The 16,720-nt window shown below is 71.7% G+C and carries 17 protein-coding genes and 1 pseudogene; 11 read left to right on the forward strand and 7 right to left on the reverse strand.

What is annotated here, in order from left to right:
• The 4 genes from IF01_RS48455 to IF01_RS47670 all read left to right on the forward strand — a co-directional run.
• A partial coding sequence (locus IF01_RS48455; protein ID WP_157855328.1) for an NUDIX hydrolase occupies positions 1-490 on the forward strand: 490 nt, incomplete at its 5' end.
• Positions 491-581: 91 nt separating this feature from the next.
• On the forward strand, positions 582-764 hold the full coding sequence (locus tag IF01_RS0123805) for a hypothetical protein (RefSeq protein ID WP_157855329.1): 183 nt from the start codon (positions 582-584) through the stop codon (positions 762-764).
• A gap of 10 nt (positions 765-774) precedes the next feature.
• Complete coding sequence (locus tag IF01_RS0123810) at positions 775-1,494, forward strand: DinB family protein (RefSeq protein ID WP_030395557.1); 720 nt, start codon at positions 775-777, stop codon at positions 1,492-1,494.
• A 118-nt stretch (positions 1,495-1,612) separates the two neighbouring features.
• Positions 1,613-1,825: a transposase family protein gene (locus IF01_RS47670; protein WP_157855330.1), complete on the forward strand. Its 213-nt coding sequence runs from the start codon at positions 1,613-1,615 to the stop codon at positions 1,823-1,825.
• Positions 1,826-1,978: 153 nt separating this feature from the next.
• Here the strand turns inward: IF01_RS47670 and IF01_RS0123815 are convergent, their stop codons facing one another.
• From IF01_RS0123815 to IF01_RS0123830, 5 genes and pseudogenes are all read right to left on the reverse strand, one after another.
• On the reverse strand, positions 1,979-2,338 hold the full coding sequence (locus IF01_RS0123815) for a VOC family protein (protein WP_030395558.1): 360 nt from the start codon (positions 2,336-2,338) through the stop codon (positions 1,979-1,981).
• A gap of 134 nt (positions 2,339-2,472) precedes the next feature.
• Positions 2,473-3,288, reverse strand: a complete 816-nt coding sequence (locus tag IF01_RS48460) for a transposase (RefSeq protein ID WP_341845501.1) — start codon at positions 3,286-3,288, stop codon at positions 2,473-2,475.
• Positions 3,207-3,617: pseudogene (locus IF01_RS51380) on the reverse strand (transposase); the annotation flags it as partial. The gene IF01_RS48460 and the pseudogene IF01_RS51380, both read right to left, overlap by 82 nt.
• A 186-nt stretch (positions 3,618-3,803) precedes the next feature.
• A complete protein-coding gene (locus IF01_RS0123825; RefSeq protein WP_030395559.1) occupies positions 3,804-4,178 on the reverse strand; it encodes a hypothetical protein in 375 nt (124 codons plus the stop codon).
• Entirely contained in the window at positions 4,175-8,497 is a 4,323-nt protein-coding gene (locus IF01_RS0123830; RefSeq protein WP_030395560.1) for a CHAT domain-containing protein, read from the reverse strand. The genes IF01_RS0123825 and IF01_RS0123830 overlap by 4 nt, the downstream gene beginning before the upstream one ends.
• A gap of 337 nt (positions 8,498-8,834) precedes the next feature.
• On the opposite strand from IF01_RS0123830, the gene IF01_RS0123835 reads away from it, so the two are divergent.
• From IF01_RS0123835 to IF01_RS48465, 4 genes are all read left to right on the forward strand, one after another.
• Positions 8,835-9,584, forward strand: coding sequence for a class I SAM-dependent methyltransferase (locus tag IF01_RS0123835; RefSeq protein WP_030395561.1), 750 nt, complete (start codon positions 8,835-8,837; stop codon positions 9,582-9,584).
• A 214-nt stretch (positions 9,585-9,798) separates the two neighbouring features.
• Positions 9,799-10,275: a DUF11 domain-containing protein gene (locus IF01_RS0123840; RefSeq protein ID WP_030395562.1), complete on the forward strand. Its 477-nt coding sequence runs from the start codon at positions 9,799-9,801 to the stop codon at positions 10,273-10,275.
• A gap of 825 nt (positions 10,276-11,100) precedes the next feature.
• Positions 11,101-11,652, forward strand: a complete 552-nt coding sequence (locus IF01_RS0123845) for a hypothetical protein (protein ID WP_030395563.1) — start codon at positions 11,101-11,103, stop codon at positions 11,650-11,652.
• Between the two features lie 879 nt (positions 11,653-12,531).
• The gene (locus IF01_RS48465; protein ID WP_037780951.1) at positions 12,532-13,170 is read left to right on the forward strand and encodes a hypothetical protein; all 639 of its coding nucleotides are present in this window, start codon (positions 12,532-12,534) and stop codon (positions 13,168-13,170) included.
• Between the two features lie 152 nt (positions 13,171-13,322).
• Here IF01_RS48465 and IF01_RS0123855 read toward each other — a convergent pair whose 3' ends face one another.
• Positions 13,323-13,673, reverse strand: a complete 351-nt coding sequence (locus tag IF01_RS0123855; protein ID WP_030395564.1) for a nuclear transport factor 2 family protein — start codon at positions 13,671-13,673, stop codon at positions 13,323-13,325.
• Complete coding sequence (locus tag IF01_RS0123860) at positions 13,666-14,277, reverse strand: TetR/AcrR family transcriptional regulator (protein WP_030395565.1); 612 nt, start codon at positions 14,275-14,277, stop codon at positions 13,666-13,668. Before IF01_RS0123860 ends, IF01_RS0123855 begins: the two co-directional genes overlap by 8 nt.
• A gap of 247 nt (positions 14,278-14,524) precedes the next feature.
• On the opposite strand from IF01_RS0123860, the gene IF01_RS0123865 reads away from it, so the two are divergent.
• The 3 genes from IF01_RS0123865 to IF01_RS0123875 are packed head-to-tail and all read left to right on the forward strand — an operon-like array spanning position 14,525 to position 16,715.
• Positions 14,525-15,028 carry an RNA polymerase sigma factor gene (locus IF01_RS0123865; protein ID WP_051756083.1) on the forward strand — a complete coding sequence of 168 codons (504 nt, stop codon included), beginning with the start codon at positions 14,525-14,527 and terminating at the stop codon, positions 15,026-15,028.
• The gene (locus tag IF01_RS0123870; RefSeq protein ID WP_030395567.1) at positions 15,025-15,870 is read left to right on the forward strand and encodes a zf-HC2 domain-containing protein; all 846 of its coding nucleotides are present in this window, start codon (positions 15,025-15,027) and stop codon (positions 15,868-15,870) included. Before IF01_RS0123865 ends, IF01_RS0123870 begins: the two co-directional genes overlap by 4 nt.
• 35 nt (positions 15,871-15,905) lie before the next feature.
• The gene (locus IF01_RS0123875) at positions 15,906-16,715 is read left to right on the forward strand and encodes an ATP-binding cassette domain-containing protein (protein ID WP_030395568.1); all 810 of its coding nucleotides are present in this window, start codon (positions 15,906-15,908) and stop codon (positions 16,713-16,715) included.
• The last annotated feature ends 5 nt before the right edge of the window (positions 16,716-16,720 follow it).

Below are 16,720 nucleotides of genomic sequence, written 5' to 3' on the forward strand. Positions count from 1 at the left end.
CCACGCCGCCCGCCGCCACACCGACACCCAGACCGGCCTGGTCCTGCCCCTGCGCAAGATCCTCGCCACCGACCACACCCCCACCCGACTCCTCCCCGAGGCCCTCCACCTCGTCCACTGGGGCGGACGCCTCAGCCCCGCCCAGGAATCCACCGTCGCCCGCCACCGACCCCCGCACACCGTCACCGCCGCCCACTGGCTCCACCGCGCCCAACTCGCCGACAACATGCAACCCGACCACCACCGCCGCACCACCCACGCCCTCGACGCCCTCACCCGCGGCGCCCACCTGCAAGCATCGAGTCCTCGCCAGACCGGAAGCCAGCAGGTCGGTTCGGGCCTCGGGGGAGTGGGAAGTCGACTCCGTCGACTTCCCACTCCGGACCCCCAGCACCCGTGGACGGCGTGCGGCGGGAGAAGTCCGCCAAGCTCCGCCGCCGATCGTAGGGGGCTGCAAAACTGGACGATGCCGTCAGACACGGACGAGTGACCCGACTCGGCCGACCGGCCGGCTGGCCCCAGGCCACACCATCCCACCTGCGAATTCAAGATGAAAAGTTCTCAATGCCGGGCGGATGCGGATGGCCGCCGAGTACGGCCTGTTCGACGATGGACGCGAGTTCCTGATCGGCATCGACGACTCCGAAGAGGTCGACGAACCGCAGCAAGCCCGGGTGGGGGTCTGGCTTTTGGGCGGGTGGGATTTCGTCGACAGCGAAGTCGAGCAGTTGCGGGGAGGCCGGCTTGTCGGTGCTCGGATCTAGTATGCGGGGCATGACGCGATATGTGGACGAGGATCTGCACGGTGTGGAGTTCCGCGAGTGCGATCTGAGCGGGGCACGCCTGATCGGCGTCGTCATGCAGGATGCCGTGATCGACGGGCTCGTCGCCAACCTCGTGGTCAACGGTGTCGAGGTCGGCGAGTACGTCGAGGCAGAGCTCGACCGGCGTCATCCGGTGCGGGTGCTGATCCGCTCCGAGGACCCTGACGATCTGCGCGAGGCATCGCGTCAGCTCCATGCCGGCTGGGCCGCCACGGTCGAGCGAATCCGCCGCAGGCCCGGCATCGAGCGCCGCAGCGTGAACGACGAGTGGTCGGCGGTGCAGACGATGCGCCACCTGGTCTTCGTCCACGACTCGTGGTTCCGCCGCTGCTGCCTGGGCTCGACGGAGCTGTTCACACCGATAGGCATCGGGACGACCGTCGAGCCCTACCGTGGAGCGCACGGGCTTGACCTCTCGCTCGATCCGACCCTCGACGAGATCGTGAGCGTGCGTGACGCGCAGGCCGCCGAGATCGAGGCCTGGCTCGACGAGGTCACCGCCGTGCAGCTCGCAGAGCGAGCGCCGGTGCCCGACGACGATGTCTGGCCGCCGTACGCCCGGGGCCGCTTGGTGCGGCAGTGCCTCGCCACGGTGCTCAACGAGACCTTCGAACACCACGGCTTCTGCGTCCGCGACCTCGACCTGATCGAAGCACAGGACGCCGAGTAGGGCCGGCTACGGACTCAGCATCTTTGCGGATGCGGGCATCACCGACCGTCTGCGCGGTGCCGAGCTCCTGGGCAGGTGCCCGCCGGGTCGGCGGCCGTCGGGAGCACGGCGAGCTCGGGTGCGCACCAGACGCCGCATCGGTAGACAGAGTCGGCGCAACTACTTCGGGAAGCACAAGGCCCACGGGCTGTTGGTCCTGGCCGTCACCGACGAGCGCGGGAACCTGCTGTGGATCTCGGCGGCCAAACCCGGCCGCGCCTCGGACCTGACCGACCCCAGGCCACCCCATCCCACCTGCGAATTCAGGATGAAAAGTTCTCATTCTTCCTGAGCTGCAGTTGTGGGACTCGAAGCCGGCACTGTGCTCACCACACCCCGGCGGCCTGACGGACGCCGGGGTGACCCGCAGTCGTCTTGCTCAATCCAGTCCATGCAGGTCAACGCGATCCGGCCGACTGACTTCGTGTCGGGCCTTCGGTGCGTTCTACGGGCCCTCGATGCCGACGATGGTGCCGAACGGGTCGCGCAGCTGGGCGATCCTGCGTCCGGGCTCGATGGTCAGCGGGCCCCGGTGGTGTTCGCAGCCGGCCGCCAGCAGCCGGTCCCGGACCCGGTCGACGTCGTCCACGCCCCAGTACACGACAGGGCTGCCGCCCCGGGGGTTTCGCTCGTCGTCCACCGGATGGAAACCGACCTCGACCCCACCGATCTCCACCCAGGCGTAGACCGCCCCGGTGCCGCTGACGTCCGTCTTCACGGGGACGTCCAGGAGCTGACCCCACCACCGGGCCGACGCCTCGGGGTCTGCGGCGAAGGTCATCACGGTACGTACACTGTTGAACACGTCCCACCTCGACAGGGGGCCTCGGGAGTTCCGGTCTCTGATTCCTGCGCTTCGCGTGGGACGGGAGCCAGTGTGTGTCGGAATCAGTCCGGGCCACCACCGCCCCCAATCCGGGCTCTCCATTCTGACTGGGATCATGCCCTCGGGGAAAACCGCAGGCCCGTGCGGCCGTCCGCCAGGTGTGAGACGCGTACGGGCGGCAGTACCGCCGCAGGAACTGGACGAGGGGCAGCCGCTCCGACGAGTGGCCCAGGGGGACCGGGCCACTCTCGTAATCGCCTCACTGACCCCCGGCAGGCATCGCCTCCTCCCGTTCGTCCCGGACATAGGTCAACAGGTCGGGCTGCGTGGTGGAGAGTGGGAAGTCGGCTCCGTCGACTTCCCACTCCGTCCTCACGGCAGCCGTGCTTCAGCGCTTGGTCCCACCTCTGCTCCGCCGTCGCGGCGCCTTCGAAGGTGTCGTCGCTGCGCTTGACGATGGCCGGCATCACGGCGAGAACGGCGAGGCTGTTCTCGACGAGGCTGCCGTTGTGGCCGCCATCTGCCCGGACTAGGGTCAGCCGGCGGTGTGTGGCAGCGACCCGGCCGAGCAGCACCTGGGCGGCGGCACGGTCGCCGACATCTGCGGCCGTGACCATCACCGCGAGCAGCTGTCCGAGCGTGTCGACCACGACGTGCCGCTTGCGGTCCGCCGGGGCCGCCCGCGCCCCCTCGGCGCGGGCCCCGGCGCGCCCCCGTTGATGGGCTTGCCGCCGTCGAAGCCGCGGCTGCCGGCGCCGACAACGGCGTCGGCCTTGACCGCGCTCGGCTCGGGATCCCGCCCGGCCTGTTCGCGAACCTGGCGGCGGAGCCGGTCGTGGAACTCCTTGACCAGGCCGTGGTCGCGCCGGCGGCGGAAGAACGCGTAGACGCGGTCCCACGGCGGGAAGTCGATCGGGATCGCTCTCCACTTCGTGCCGTTGTCGACGGGACAGCGGATCGCATCAAGTATCGCCGGTGGCAGTACGCCGCAGGCTGGCCGCCCCGGCCGCGCAGCCAGCCCGATGCCGAAGCAGCGGCCTGGCCACCCCCTACTCGGCGTCCGACATGTCGGACGGGTAGCGGCGCTCGCGGACCGGGTGGTCGCCGGCGTTCCCGAACCTGTGAGCCACGCAGTCACACGCGATAGCGGCCGCAGTGGACCCCGCCTCCGCGATGCCGTGGAAATACGACAACAGAGCCCCCTGGAGGACTCGTTGGTGCAGAAACCCACTGAGCTACCAAGGAGTCCTGCCTTCATGCCTGACGGTCACCCGATCGGCCTGATCGCGGGAAGGGGTTCGTGCACGCCAGGGGTACGCCCGCAGTGCGCCTTTCCGGTGTGCCCCGGTGCTCGACCGCCCAATGCGCCTCCTCTGCCTGGCGGCGGTACGGTTGCGGGAAAGCTGCGGGGCCGACCGCGGCCCGGGGCGTCGGTTCCCGGAGTTCAGTCCGTCGGGGGTTCGTCGGCGATGAGGTCCAGGAGCTGGTCGGGGGTGAGGGTGGCGAAGTCGACGGAGCGGTCCGCGTGGACGAGCCGTACCGTCGTCTGCCCGGTGGAGAGTTGTCCCGCTCGTTCGATGAGTTCGCCGGCGCGGCGCCGCTTGCGGATCCGATCGGCGATGTCTGCGACCGCGAGCACGGCGGAGGGCACGGACAGGAGCAGTGCCGTCACCGCCACGGGGTCGACGCCCTTGGTGTTCGAGCCGGTCACCGTTGCGCTCGACGCAGTGGTGTCGGCGGGGTGGCCCCAGTCGGCGGTGATCGCTGAAATACTCTTCCGGGCGGCTTCGGCTTCCGGGCCGACAATCTCGATGATCATGATTCCTCGTCTTCGTCGCTGATGGTTTCCATGAGCTGCTCGGCCTGGAACACGATGTCTGCTGCGCCGATCACAGCGGCAGCGGCTCGGCAGGCCTGGAGCACTTGTCGGGCCTGAGCCCGTGCACCTGAGGCCAGCATCACCTGCCCCAGAGTGATCCCGACGACCGCGATACCGTCCGGCCGTTGTAGTTCCAGGAAGTGCTGGAACGAGGTGACCAGCCTCGGCACCGCTGCGTGGAGGTCCCCACCGTCCAGGTCGATTCTGGCCAGGTCCCAGTTCGCTGCTGCGATGCCGTCGATATCGCCGAGCCGTTCATTGACTTCCAAGCGCTTCAGCTGCAGCTCAACGGCTTCGCCGGCCTGACCGCGCTGCTGCAGGATGTGCGCGATCTTTCCCCAGGTGATCGCGGTGGAGCGGGTGTCGCCGATCCGTTCGAAGGCCGGCAGTTCGATCTCGTGGCGGATCCGCAGGGCCTCGTCGACTTCCCCGCGCTGCTGCAGGATGTCCGCGATCTGCCCCCAGGTGACTGCGGCTTCGCGGGTGTCGCTGACCCGCTCGAAGGCCGGCAGTTGGACCTCGTGGCGGATCCGCAGGGCCTCGTCGACGTCCCCGCGCTGCTGCAGGACATCCCCGATCTTTCCCCAGGTGATCGCGGTGGAGCGGGTGTCGCCGACCCCCTCGAAGGCAGGTAGTTCGATCTCGTGGCGGATCCGCAGGGCCTCGTCGACTTCCCCGCGCTGCTGCAGGATGTCCGCGATCTGCCCCCAGGCGATCGCGGTGGAGCGGGTGTCGCCGATCCGCTGGTACTCCGGCAGTTGGACCTCGCGGCGGATCCGCAGGGCCTCCTCCATCTCCCCGCGCTGCTGCAGGACATCTGCGATCTGCCCCCAGGTGGCCGCAGTGAAGCGGGTGTCGCCGATCCGCTCGAAGGCTGGCAGTTGGACCTCGTGGCGGATCCGCAGGGCCTCGTCGACTTCCCCGCGTTGTTGCAGGATGTCCGCGATCTTTCCCCAGGCGATCGCGGCGGAGCGGGTGTCGCCGATCCGCTCGAAGGCAGGTAGTTCGACCTCGTGGCGGATTCGCAGGGCCTCGTCGACGTCCCCGCGCTGCTGCAGGATGTCCGCGATCTGCCCCCAGGCGATCGCGGCGGAGCGGGTGTCGCCGATCCGCTGGTACTCCGGTAGTTCGACCTCGCGGCGGATCCGCAGGGCCTCGTCGGCTTCCCCGCGTTGTTGCAGGATGTCCGCGATCTTTCCCCAGGTGATCGCGGCGGAGCGGGTGTCGCCGATCCGCTGGTATTCCGGCAGTTGGACCTCGTGGCGGATCCGCAGGGCCTCCTCCACCTCCCCGCGCTGTTGCAGGATGTCCGCGATCTGCCCCCAGGTGATTGCGGTGGAGCGGGTGTCGCCGATCCGCTGGTATTCCGGTAGTTCGACCTCGCGGCGGATCCGCAGGGCCTCCTCCACCTCCCCGCGCTGTTGCAGGATGTCCGCGATCTGCCCCCAGGTGATCGCGGCGGAGCGGGTGTCGCCGAGGTCGGTGAACAGTTGCCGGGCCTGGTGGAGGAGGGTCTCGGCCTGTCCGGTCTCGCCGCGGGTGAGCAGGCGGTTGGCGTGGTCGTGGAGGACTGCCGCGTGGTTTGCCGGGTCGGTGTGCTGCGGGTCGGTCTGGATCTGCTGGACGGCGCGGTGCAGGAGGGTGTCGGCACGCTCGCCGTCGCCGCTGGTGACAGCCGCGTCGGCGACGGCGCGCAGCAGGGGCAGGGGGACGGGGTGGTGGTGGCGGTCGAGGAGGGCGATGGCACGCTGGCCGAGTGCGGCGGCGGCGGAGGCCGGGCCCCGGCGCAGGGCGGACACGGCCTTCGCGGCGCAGTCGGCGGTGACGGCGGGGTTGTCGGCGTCCAGTGCGAGGCGGGTCAGCTGCAGGTCCAGGTCGGTGCTGCGGCGAGGGCGGGGTGAGGGTCCGCCCCATCGGGTGTGGAGGGGTTCGACGGCGAGGGCGGCCAGGGTGGTGCGTTCGTCGGGGCTGAGGGGGGTGAGGTGTCCGGCGGCGAGGGCGTTGACGGCCACGGCGGTCGTGGGTCGGTGGTAGTCGTCCGGGTAGGCGTCCAGGAGGCCGAGGCCGCGCAGACGGGAGGCCGATCCGCCGACTGCTTCGGCGAGGGTGTCGACGACGGGTTGTGGGACGGGGAGGGTGAACAGGGTGCAGGCCCGCAGCAGGTCTTGGTGGGCGGGGCCGGCCTGCTGGAGGAGGGTGTCCAGGGCCAGGTTCTCCAGGAACGCGGCCAGGTCGGGATCGTCGGCGGGGTCGCCCTGGCGCAGGTAGTTCTCCATCGCGGCGATGGCGGCCTCGGCGCGGGCCGGGTCGACGTGCTCGCCGTAGACCAGGCGCAGCACAATCAGGTCCTGCAGGCCGGGATTGCCGCGGCTGACCTCCATGGCCCGTCGGGCCAGATCCGTTCGCCGGGCCGGTTCGGTGTCCGGGAGGCGGTTCTCGGTGGTGGCCAGGTCCTGCTGGCGGCGGCGGAGCTTGTGCCGGGCGGCCGGGGAGAGCGGTTGGAGCTGGACCGGCTCCAGGCGCCTCTCCAGCCCGTCGAGAGTGAAGGTGTAGCGGCTGGTGAGCAGGAGCCGGCTGTCGGTGGTGGCCGGGTCGAACGCGGAGATGACGTCGGCGAGCACCTCGTTGTGTGCGTTGTCGACCCGGTGCGGGCCGTCGGGGTGGGCGGTCAGGATCTGTTCGAGGTCGTCGACGACCAGCAGGAGGGGCCTGCGGGTGCCCTGGGCCTGGGCGCACGGCCCGGCCAGCAGGTCGACCAGGAGCGCTCTGAAGCGGTCCGGATGCTCGCGGACGTCGGCGCGCCTGTCCCTGAGCAGGTCGCGGGCGTCGGGAAACGGTTCGACGGCTGTGGCAACGGCGTCGAGGACCGCTGCCCGGGTGTAGTCGCCGAACACGACCGCGACGGCCCGGTCGGGGAGGCGGTCGGCGATCCGGGCGGCCAGGCTCGACTTGCCCAGCCTGCCCTGCCCGTGGAGCAGCACGCCCCCGTGCCGCCGGCCGCGCAGGGCCCGCAGCGCCTGCTGGAGTTCCGGGCGTCGGCCGACGAACATCCCCGCTGCCGCGACCGGGACGTCGTGCTTGCTGCCCAGGAACGTCGTGGTCGCGTGGTGCGCGGGCGCCATCCGGCGCTTGACGGTTCCCGCGACGAGCGGGCCGCCGCCCGCGGGCCCCAGCCACAGCCGTGCCAGGTGCCAGTCCGCGCGCACGTGCTCGTCGGGGGACTCCAGCAGTTCGCGGCGGGCGGCGGCCACCGCCTCCGCCACGGTGACGCGGAGGCCGAGCCGGGCGTACAGGTGCTCGGCGAACAGGGTGGCGGCCCGGTCGCTGACCGAGCCGTCCCAGCCGATCACCGCGGGAATCCCGGCGGCCACCAGCTCCGTGGCCAGCGAGTGCGCCACCGCCGCCCCCGCACCGGTGCCCGGGGCGCCGCGGCGCCCCGCGCCCGCGGGAAGGTGCCCGCCGACATCCGCGCCGGTGGCCGTCAGGCAGGCCGACACGAACGCCAGCCGCGGCCGGGGCGTCAGCAGGCCCACCAACTCCTTCGCACTGGTCGGACGCCCCTGCCCCAGATCGTCCTCCAGCAGCAGGACCGGCGTGGGGCGATCCCCGGGGCGCTCGCGCCAGTTGTGCAGCCCGTGGCACGACAGGTGGACCACCGGCATGCCCCCCAGCTCCGACAGCCGCACACCCAGGCGCTCGGGATTGCCCGAGTCCTCGACCACCAGGTCCAGGCCCGTCTCCCCGACAGCCCCGAGGATCGCCAACTCCTCCGCCTCGTAATCCAGTTCGTTCTGCCCCCGGGGGGACGAGGCCATGAACGCGACCCCCAGCCGCCGGTCGTCCAGGGCATCCGCCGGGCCCGGGCGGCCGAGCCGCCGCACCACCGCGAACTGCTCGGGCTCCTCCACGAGGAACCCGCCCCCGGGAGCCGCCAGCAGTTCGAACGGGGCCCGCAACAACGCCCACTCCGCGGCCGACGGCCTCCTCGGCCCCCGGACCTCGAACAACACCGGCACCGGAGCCTCGTCCAGCAACCGGGTCAACCGGCGGCGGTCCCCGTCCAGCCACCCGTACAACTCCCGTCCCAGCGCGAGCAGTACCTCCCGCCGGGAGCCGCCGCGCACCGCGTCCACGTACCGGCCCGCGACCGCGGTCAACCAGGCGACGTCGGAGTCCTGCAGCAGCCTGCGCGGACCGATCCCCTCCCCGCCGACGACCAGCTCGAACCCGCCGGTCTCCACAACCAGCCCAGTGATCATCTCGTCCCCCTGACGTCGCACCCGGCCCGCACCAGGACCACACCCCCGTGCATAGTGCCACTCAGGTGCACGAGTTGGGCGCCGGACGCAGTTTTCCTCCAGCTGGACCGAGCCTCAGAAACAGTGCGAGGAAGCCCCGCCCCAGCCGGGCTCGGGTCCTGTTCACAAGGGGTCGGCCCACGGCCGACAGGCAGCTCGCCCGATGCAAGACACCAGTTCGATCGATGCCCCTCAAGAACGGAACGACAACAGCTATTTAGTGACGTGCAATCATGTTTGGAGCATTAAAAGGACATTGACCTTCCCATGGCAGTGGTGTGGTTCATCATCGCTGACCATGCTTCAAAATGAGATCTGGGACGACCATGCCGCTCTGAGCTATGACACCCCTGGGTCCGGCATGTTCGCGCCGACGGTGCTGGGGCCGACAGTGGACCGCCTCGTGGAGCTCGCCGAGGGTGGGCGGGCACTGGAGTTCGCCATCGGGACGGGGCGGGTGGCGTTGCCGCTCGCGGCGCGGGGAGTCCCGGTCAGCGGTATCGAGCTGTCGAATCCGATGCTCGATCGGCTCCGCGCCAAGGCGGACGAGGCGACCATTCCGGTCGTCGTCGGCGACATGGCCACTGCACGGGTCCCCGGCAGCTTCCAGCTCGTCTATCTCGTCTACAACACCATCTCGAACCTGCTCACACAGGCCGAGCAGGTCGCCTGCTTCCGGAACGCCGCACGCCACCTCGCGCCGGGTGGACGATTTGTCGTCGAGCTGTGGGTCCCCGAACTCCGAAAGCTGCCACCCGGCCAGCAAGCCATGGTGTGGGAGTCGGCGAGGGGCTATATCGGGCTCGACACCTACGACGTCCTGCGTCAGCAGGTCGTTTCGCACCACTTCCGGTTCGACGCCGAGGGCGGCCGTGACGCCCAGGTGTTCCGCAGCCCGCACCGCTACATCTGGCCGGCCGAGCTCGATCTGATGGCCGAGCTGGCCGGAATGACACTGGAGTCCAGGCATGCCGACTGGGTGGGAGGGGAGTTCACCGCGGAGTCGCGTTCCCACGTCTCGGTCTACCGGACGGCCGACCCGCTCTGACGGGTTCCGGGGGTGGGGCGGTCTTCGAACGGGCGCCCTCGGCGCCCAGGAAGGTGTTCCGCACCCGGGGAGGACTTCGGCCACTCGCCGACCGGATCAGGCCGCATTGCCGAGCGCCTCCTGCCGGGCAACCGGCTACTGGCAGTCTCTGACGCGCGCTGATGCGCCCCAGCTGTCATCTGTCATCACACGCGCCCTGCCGAAGGAGCTCTCCATGCGCCTGTTCCGTACCCGTGCGGCCGCCCCGTTCGCCTTCCTGCTCGCCGGCGGGCTGCTCGCTCTCGCGCAGCCTGCGCAGGCCGTCGGACCTGCCGATCTCTACGCCACGGTGACGGCCTCGGGCGCCCCCGGGGCCGTCACCTACCGCGTCTTCTTCGGCAACGCCGGGCCCAACCGGGCGGCGGGCACGGTGACCGCCGTCGTGCAGCTTCCGTCCCGGACGACCAGCGCGAGCGTCGACCTCTCCGGCTGCGCGTACGACAACACCGCCAAGACCCTGACCTGTGATCTGACGGGGATGCCGGACGGGCAGGGCTTCGTCCCGACCCTGACCGCGCAGGTCGGCCTGCTCGCGCTCGGCGCGCTCACCGCCACCGCGACCATCACGGGCACCGACCCGGACCCCGACCCGAGCAACAACTCCGCCTCGGCCTCGTGCACGGCCCTGACCGGTGCGGTCATCATCTGCTGACCAAACACCTGGTGCGCCTCCACGGGGCCCCGCCGATCACTGGCTCGCGCACCGGCCGGACGGGCGCTCATGCCCGTCCGGGCGGCGGCGGGTCAGGGCAGGGGACACGGACCGGCGCCGTCACTTCCGTCCGGTGCGTTGCGGCAGACCATCGGCGGCCCGCCGCAACGGAGCCAGGCAGGAAGCCAGCAGGTCGGTTCGGGAGGCAGGCCGGAGTGGGAAGTCGGTGCCGTCGACCTCCCGCTCCGACCTGCGGCCCTCGCTCTGTCGCGTGTCTGTAGGGCGTCCGGCCGAGGCCGCTCCTCGCGTGTACGCGGTGGTCACCGGGCTCGCGAGCCTGCACGACCCGGACCGGTGAACGCCGAAGCGTCTGGTGCCCCGTCGACCACCACGGCCGGGTGGGGCACTGGGCGTTCGGCACCTCTGCCACGGGCACTCGATGCCGAGGAACTGTGTCGCCGTCATTCATTGTCCCGACCGCTCCGAGTGGCCGGGAGAATGCGCTACCAGCGGAACCGGCACAACTGAACCCCCTGGCAGGCTGTTTCGCTGCCGCCAGTCGTCCGGGCCGATGGGTCGGCGGGAGTTGCCCGGTGTTTCTTTTCGCGGGGGCGTCGTAGCGTGAAGTCTTGAGGGGTGCAGGAGTTCTGAATGCCAGTTGAGCCAGGGGGAATCGTGCGGAGAGCGACCACGGAATCGGCCACGGCAACAGGCGGCGGCCAGGAGGATTCTGCTGCAACGGGCGGTCTAGGTAGAGGAGTTCGGTACGCTAGGCGACCCCGGCGGCTCGCAGCTGCGGCGGTTCTCCTGACCGCCGCGGCACTGGTGACGGCATGTACCGGCGACGGGACGACACCCTCCGAGCCGGGCGCCCCGTGGGCCCTCGACGGGCTGGCTGCCGCGCCGGTTGCCCCGTCCGTCCAGGCCAGTGTCGACGCGCCCCCGGCCAAGGGCGCCGCCAAGATCCTGGGCATCGCCGAGGTGGAGGGCACCGATGTGGTTCTCGCGGTGAGGAACGACATCTGCCAGGTCGCGTTCCTGGCGGCTCCGCCCACGGGGGCGGACGCCACTGCTTCCGTCTCGGTCGGAGCGCAGCGCCCGACCGGAAGCGTGTACTCGGACAGCCACCAGGGATTCCCCGGCAACGTTCTCACCGGAAAGCACACCCAGGCGTCCGCGCAATTTCCGCCGTTCAGATTCGTGGCCGTGGGATGTTCCGAAAAGGCCATGGCGGTGAGGGTGGAAGGTGCGGGCGCCTCGGCCGACGTTCGGAACAAGGCGGGGGATTCCCTGAGGATCTGGCGGGACGGCCAGGACCTGGTGATGGCCGTCGGGAAGCCTGAGGCAATTCGCCGGGAGCCCGTTCCCACTTCCTGAGGGCGCCCTCGAACCCTCGTCGGAAGTTCGACAGTGCGGCAGGACAGCGCGCGGGGAGTGGGAAGTCGGCTCCGTCGACTTCCCACTCCGGACCCACGGAACCCGTGGCCGGAGTGCGGCGCCGCCGGGCGGACGTCGCCTCCTCGCGTCGCAACCGCGCTGCCCCGGTGCTCCCATGACGCGCACCCGGATGGTGCGGTGGTCCCGGGACACGGTCGGGACCGCCGCCTCATGTCACCGTCCGCACGGATTCCTACCGTTGAGGCATGCGTTGAGCGCACGGACGGTGACACCCGACCGGCGCCGCGCAACGCCGGGTCTGCTCGGACGGCCCGGCGGCCCACGGACCGGAATCCTCCCGGCCGGCGGGTGACGGAAGCGAGCTCCTGGAGGTTCGTAGATGAGTTGGAACCGATTCACGCTGGCGTCGGCCGACAGCGCCTCGCTGTCGAGCCGGGTGGCCGCGGTCTCCCGGATCGACGGCAGCATGGAGGTCTGGTGGGTCGCCCCCAACGGCTCTGTCCAGGGCGCGTACTGGTACGAGGGGTCGCCGTGGCGGCGCTACGAGCTCGCGCCCGCCGGTAGCGCGTCCGCCAACGGCGGCATCGCCGCCGTCTCGCGTGTCCCCGGAAGCATGGAGGTGTTCTTCGTCGGGGCGAACGGCTCCGTCCAGGACCGTTTCTGGTACGAGGGCAGTACCTGGCAGGGTTTCGAGCTCGCTCCCGCGGGGAGTGCCTCGACGACCGGTGGCATTGCGGCGGTCTCGCGGATCCCGGGCAGCATGGAGGTCTGGTACGTTGGCAGGGTTTCGAGCTCGCTCCCGCGGGGAGTGCCTCGACGACCGGTGGCATTGCGGCGGTCTCGCGGATCCCGGGCAGCATGGAGGTCTGGTACGTGGTCCAGGACCGCTTCTGGTACGAGGGCAGTACCTGGCAGGGTTTCGAGCTCGCTCCCGCCGGCAGTGCGTCCGTCACCACCGGGCTCGCCGCGGTGTCCCGCGTTCCCGGAAGCATGGAGGTGTGGTTCACCGGTGGGGACGCGTCGATCCAGGACCACTTCTGGTACGACACGTCGAGCAAGAACTTCGACCAGGACGTCACGACCGACATCGCGATCGGCGGCTCGGTGCACGTCGTGATGCGGCAGGACGGCTTCTTCTCGTTCAGCACGCACGCGCACGACAGCGGCTTCGACAACATCGACTACACGATCTCCGCCGCCGTGCTGACGCCGGACGGACACGTGTTCACGTTCCAGCACTCCGGCCACACGGAAGGCACCGTCGCCGGACTGCCCTTCGGTACGCCGGACCGCAACGACGACTTCACGTTCGTCGGGAACAACCCCGAGATCACGGCCCGGTGGGACGGCATCCTCAACGGCACCTTCAAGGCGAGCCTGGACGCCACCGACACCCTCGCGGCCGGAGTGACCGGAGCCCTCGGCGACCTGGTGAAGGCGGTCCTCGCCGCCGCGGGGAAGGCGGCGGCGGACGCGGTCGTCAAGCTCGTCTCCTGACCGGGCCGGTCCCACGCGGGCCGGTCCCCACCCCCGGGCTCCGGCCTGGGCCGGGCGGCCGGGAGGTCGAAGCCGTGGGGCAGCTGCGGGGGAAGCACGAGGGTGTCCGTCGCGGTCCGTGAACGACCGCGACGGACACCCTCGTGCGTCGGCTAGGCCGGGAGGAAGAAGCCGGTGATGTCGGCGAGGCGCCCGTCCTCGTGGTGGTGGGCGGTGCTGATGCCGGCCGACGCGGTCCCGCCCTGTCCGTCGAGCTGGGTCCAGCGGGCGAGGGAGCGGTCGTGGTGCTCCAGCACCTCGTCGATGCGGAACCGGTGGCCGGGGAAGGCTCCGGCGAAGCCGGCCATGTAGGCGGCGAGTTCGGTCAGGTTGCCGACCTCGGTCCCGGGGTCGCGGTAGGCGACCTCGTCCACCGCGACCGCGCCGAGGGCGGCGGTCCGGTCGGCGGGGTCGGCCGACCAGCAGGCGGCGTAGTCGTTCCAGAGCCGCTGGGTGTCACTCATGGTCGTCCTGCTTTCGTGGGGCCCTCAAGGATCCGATCGACGCCATCGCGCCGTCGGTGACGCTGTGCAGTGTGGTGCGGGGCAGGCCGGCCCGGACGAGCACCAGCAGGCCCTGGTAGAGCGCGAGCAGATGGGCGGCCGTGGTTCCGACGTCGAGGTCCGCCGGCGCGTCGCCGTGCTGCCGGGCGCGGGTCAGCGCGTCGGCGAAGCCGCCCTCGATCGCCGCCAGGCCGTGGTGCACCCCGGCGGCGGCCTGGGGGAGGGCGAAGGACTCGACGGCGGTGTTGGTGAGCAGGCAGCCCGGGTCGGGCTCGGGGCCGGTCTCGATCGCCGAGGTGAAGAACGAGCGGATGCCGGCCAGGGGGTCCGCCGGCTCCAGCAGGTGGACCCGGACCCGGCCCCGCACCACCCGCTCGTTGTAGGCGTCCAGTGCGGCGTGGAACAGGCCGTCCTTGCTCCCGAAGGTCCGGTACAGGCTCCCCGGGTGCAGTCCGGTGGCCTCCTCGATGTCCCGCAGCGAGGCGCCGAGGTACCCCCGGTGGCGGAAGAGCCGCATGGCCGAGGCCAGTACCTCGTCCTGGTCCCAGAGCTGCTTGCGCCCCATCCCCGACCTCCGTAGTTGAACGATTGCTCACAAAAAATAGCACGGCCCGGAGTCGATCGGCTCCGGGGCCGGTCGTCACCGGCCGGGCCGGCTGCCCGCCCGGCCGCCGCTTCCCGACGAACCCGGTGTGACCGGGATCACTCCCGGGAGAAAACCCGCAGGCCCGGCCGCCCGTCTACCAGGTGTGAGACGTGTACGGGCGGCAGCACCGCCGCAGGAACTGGACGAGGAGCAGCTGCTCCGACGGGTGGCCCGGGGGGACCGGGTCGCCTTCGAGGAGCTGTACCGCCGCACTTCGCCGTGGCTGGCGGTGCGGCTGCGCCGCCGCTGCGCCGACGAGCAGATGGTCGCCGAGGTGATGCAGGAGACCTATCTGGCGGTGTGGCGGGCGGCGGGGTCCTTCGCCGGGAGCGGGGCCGGCGGGTCGGCCGTCGGCTGGCTGTGGACGATCGCCGCCCGCCGCCTGGTCGACGCGTTCCGGCGCCGGGCCCACCACGCGGAGCCGCCGCCGGCCGCCGCCCCGCACCCGGTGGCGCCCGCCGCCGAGGAGGAGGCGCTGCTCGCCACCGTCGGCGGCGACGTCGGGGACGCGCTGGGCCGCCTCGCGCCCGAGCTCAGGGACGTCCTGCGGGCCATGGTGCTCGACGGGCTGTCCGTCCGGGAGACGGCCGTCGTCCTCGGACTGCCCGAGGGCACGGTCAAGACCCGCGCCCGCCGGGCCAGGATCGCGATGCGGGAGGCACTGGCATGACCGTCGAACACCCCTCGGCCCGGCTGCTCGCCGCCTATGTCGACGACGGCGTGCCCGGCGCCGCCGCTCCCACCGTCGCCCTCGCCGCCGACGAACTGTGGGCCGTGGAAGCCCACTTGGAGGCCTGCCCGGCCTGCCGGGAGCGGCTGTCGGCCGCCGTCGGCACCGGGGCGCCCGCCGTCGCGGCGCTCACCGCCGCCGTCTGGTCGGAGCTGGAACCGCAGCTGGCCGTGGCCGCCCCGGCGCCCCCACGCCGCCTCGCGGCCCGGCTGTCCACCTGGACGACGCCCGCGATGACGCCGTGGCTGGCCATGGTGCTGGTCGTCACCGCGCTCGCGCTGCTGCTGGACCGGGCGAACGCCGGGCCGGACCCGGACCGGATCTCCCTGCTGCTGGTGCTCGCCCCCGTGCTGCCGGTCGGCGGCGTCGCGGCCGCCTGGTCGCGCGGCCTGGACCCGGCGTACGAACTGACCGCCGCCACCCCCCGCGCCGGACTGCCGCTGTTGCTGCGGCGCACCGCCGCCGTGCTCGCCGTGGTGCTCCCCGCGCTGCTGATCGGCGGGTGGGCGACGGGCGTGACGGCGGCGCAGTGGCTGCTGCCCTGCCTGGCGTTCACCTCGACCACCCTCGCGCTCGGCGCGCTGCTCGGGGTGACCAGGGCGGCCGTCGCCGTGGCGGCCGGCTGGCTCGCGGTCGTCGTGGCCCCGACCGTGGCCGCCGGCCGGACCGCCGCCGTCCTGCGGGCGGACGGCCTGCCGCTGTGGGGCGCGGTCCTCGCGCTCGGCGTGGCGGTCGTGGTCGCCCGCCGCGGCGCCTGGACGGCGCCGGGCCAGAACCGCTGACCTTCCCCCCATTCACAGACAGGAGGACGCGCACCGTGCGTGCCGTCACCAGGGCCGAACTGGCCCCCACCACCTACGCCCGGGAGATCCGGGCGACCGGACTCCAGGTCAGGGCCGGCCGCAAACGGCTCGCCGTGGACGGGCTCGACCTGTCCCTCGGCACCGGCGTCCACGGACTGCTCGGCCCCAACGGGGCGGGCAAGACCACCCTCATCCGGGCCCTGGCCACCGTGCTGCGCCCCGCCGGCGGCGAGCTGGAACTGCTCGGCGAGACCGTCCGCGGCCCGGGCGAGTACCGCGCGCTGCGCCGCCGGATCGGCTATCTGCCGCAGGAGTTCGGCTACTACAAGCGTTTCACCGTCCGGGAGTTCGTCGAGTACATGGCCTGGCTGAAGGAGGTCCCGGCGGCGGAGATCCCGGCCGCGACCCAGCGCGCCGTGGAGCGGGTCGGCCTCGCCGACCGCGCCGACGACCGGATGAAGGCCCTGTCGGGCGGCATGGTGCGGCGGGCCGGCATCGCCCAGGCCATCGTCAACGACCCGGCGGTCCTGCTGCTGGACGAACCGACCGTCGGCCTGGACCCGGCGCAGCGGCTGCGGCTGCGCGAACTGCTCCAGGAACTGGGCACGGAGGCCTGCGTGGTGGTCTCCACCCACCTGGTCGAGGACGTCGCGGCGGCCTGCACCGATGTGCTGCTGTTCGCCGAGGGCCGGCTGGTCTTCCAGGGCACTCCGGACGCGCTGGCCGCGGCGGGCGGTCCCGAGCACGAGGGCGACAGCCCGCTGGAGCGCGGCTACTCGGCGCTGCTGGTCGACCCGGCGCGACGGACGCGGGGTGCCTGGTGAGCCTC

Origin of the sequence: Kitasatospora purpeofusca, from assembly GCF_000718025.1 — a bacterium.
GTDB classification, from domain to species: Bacteria; Actinomycetota; Actinomycetes; order Streptomycetales; family Streptomycetaceae; genus Kitasatospora; species Kitasatospora purpeofusca.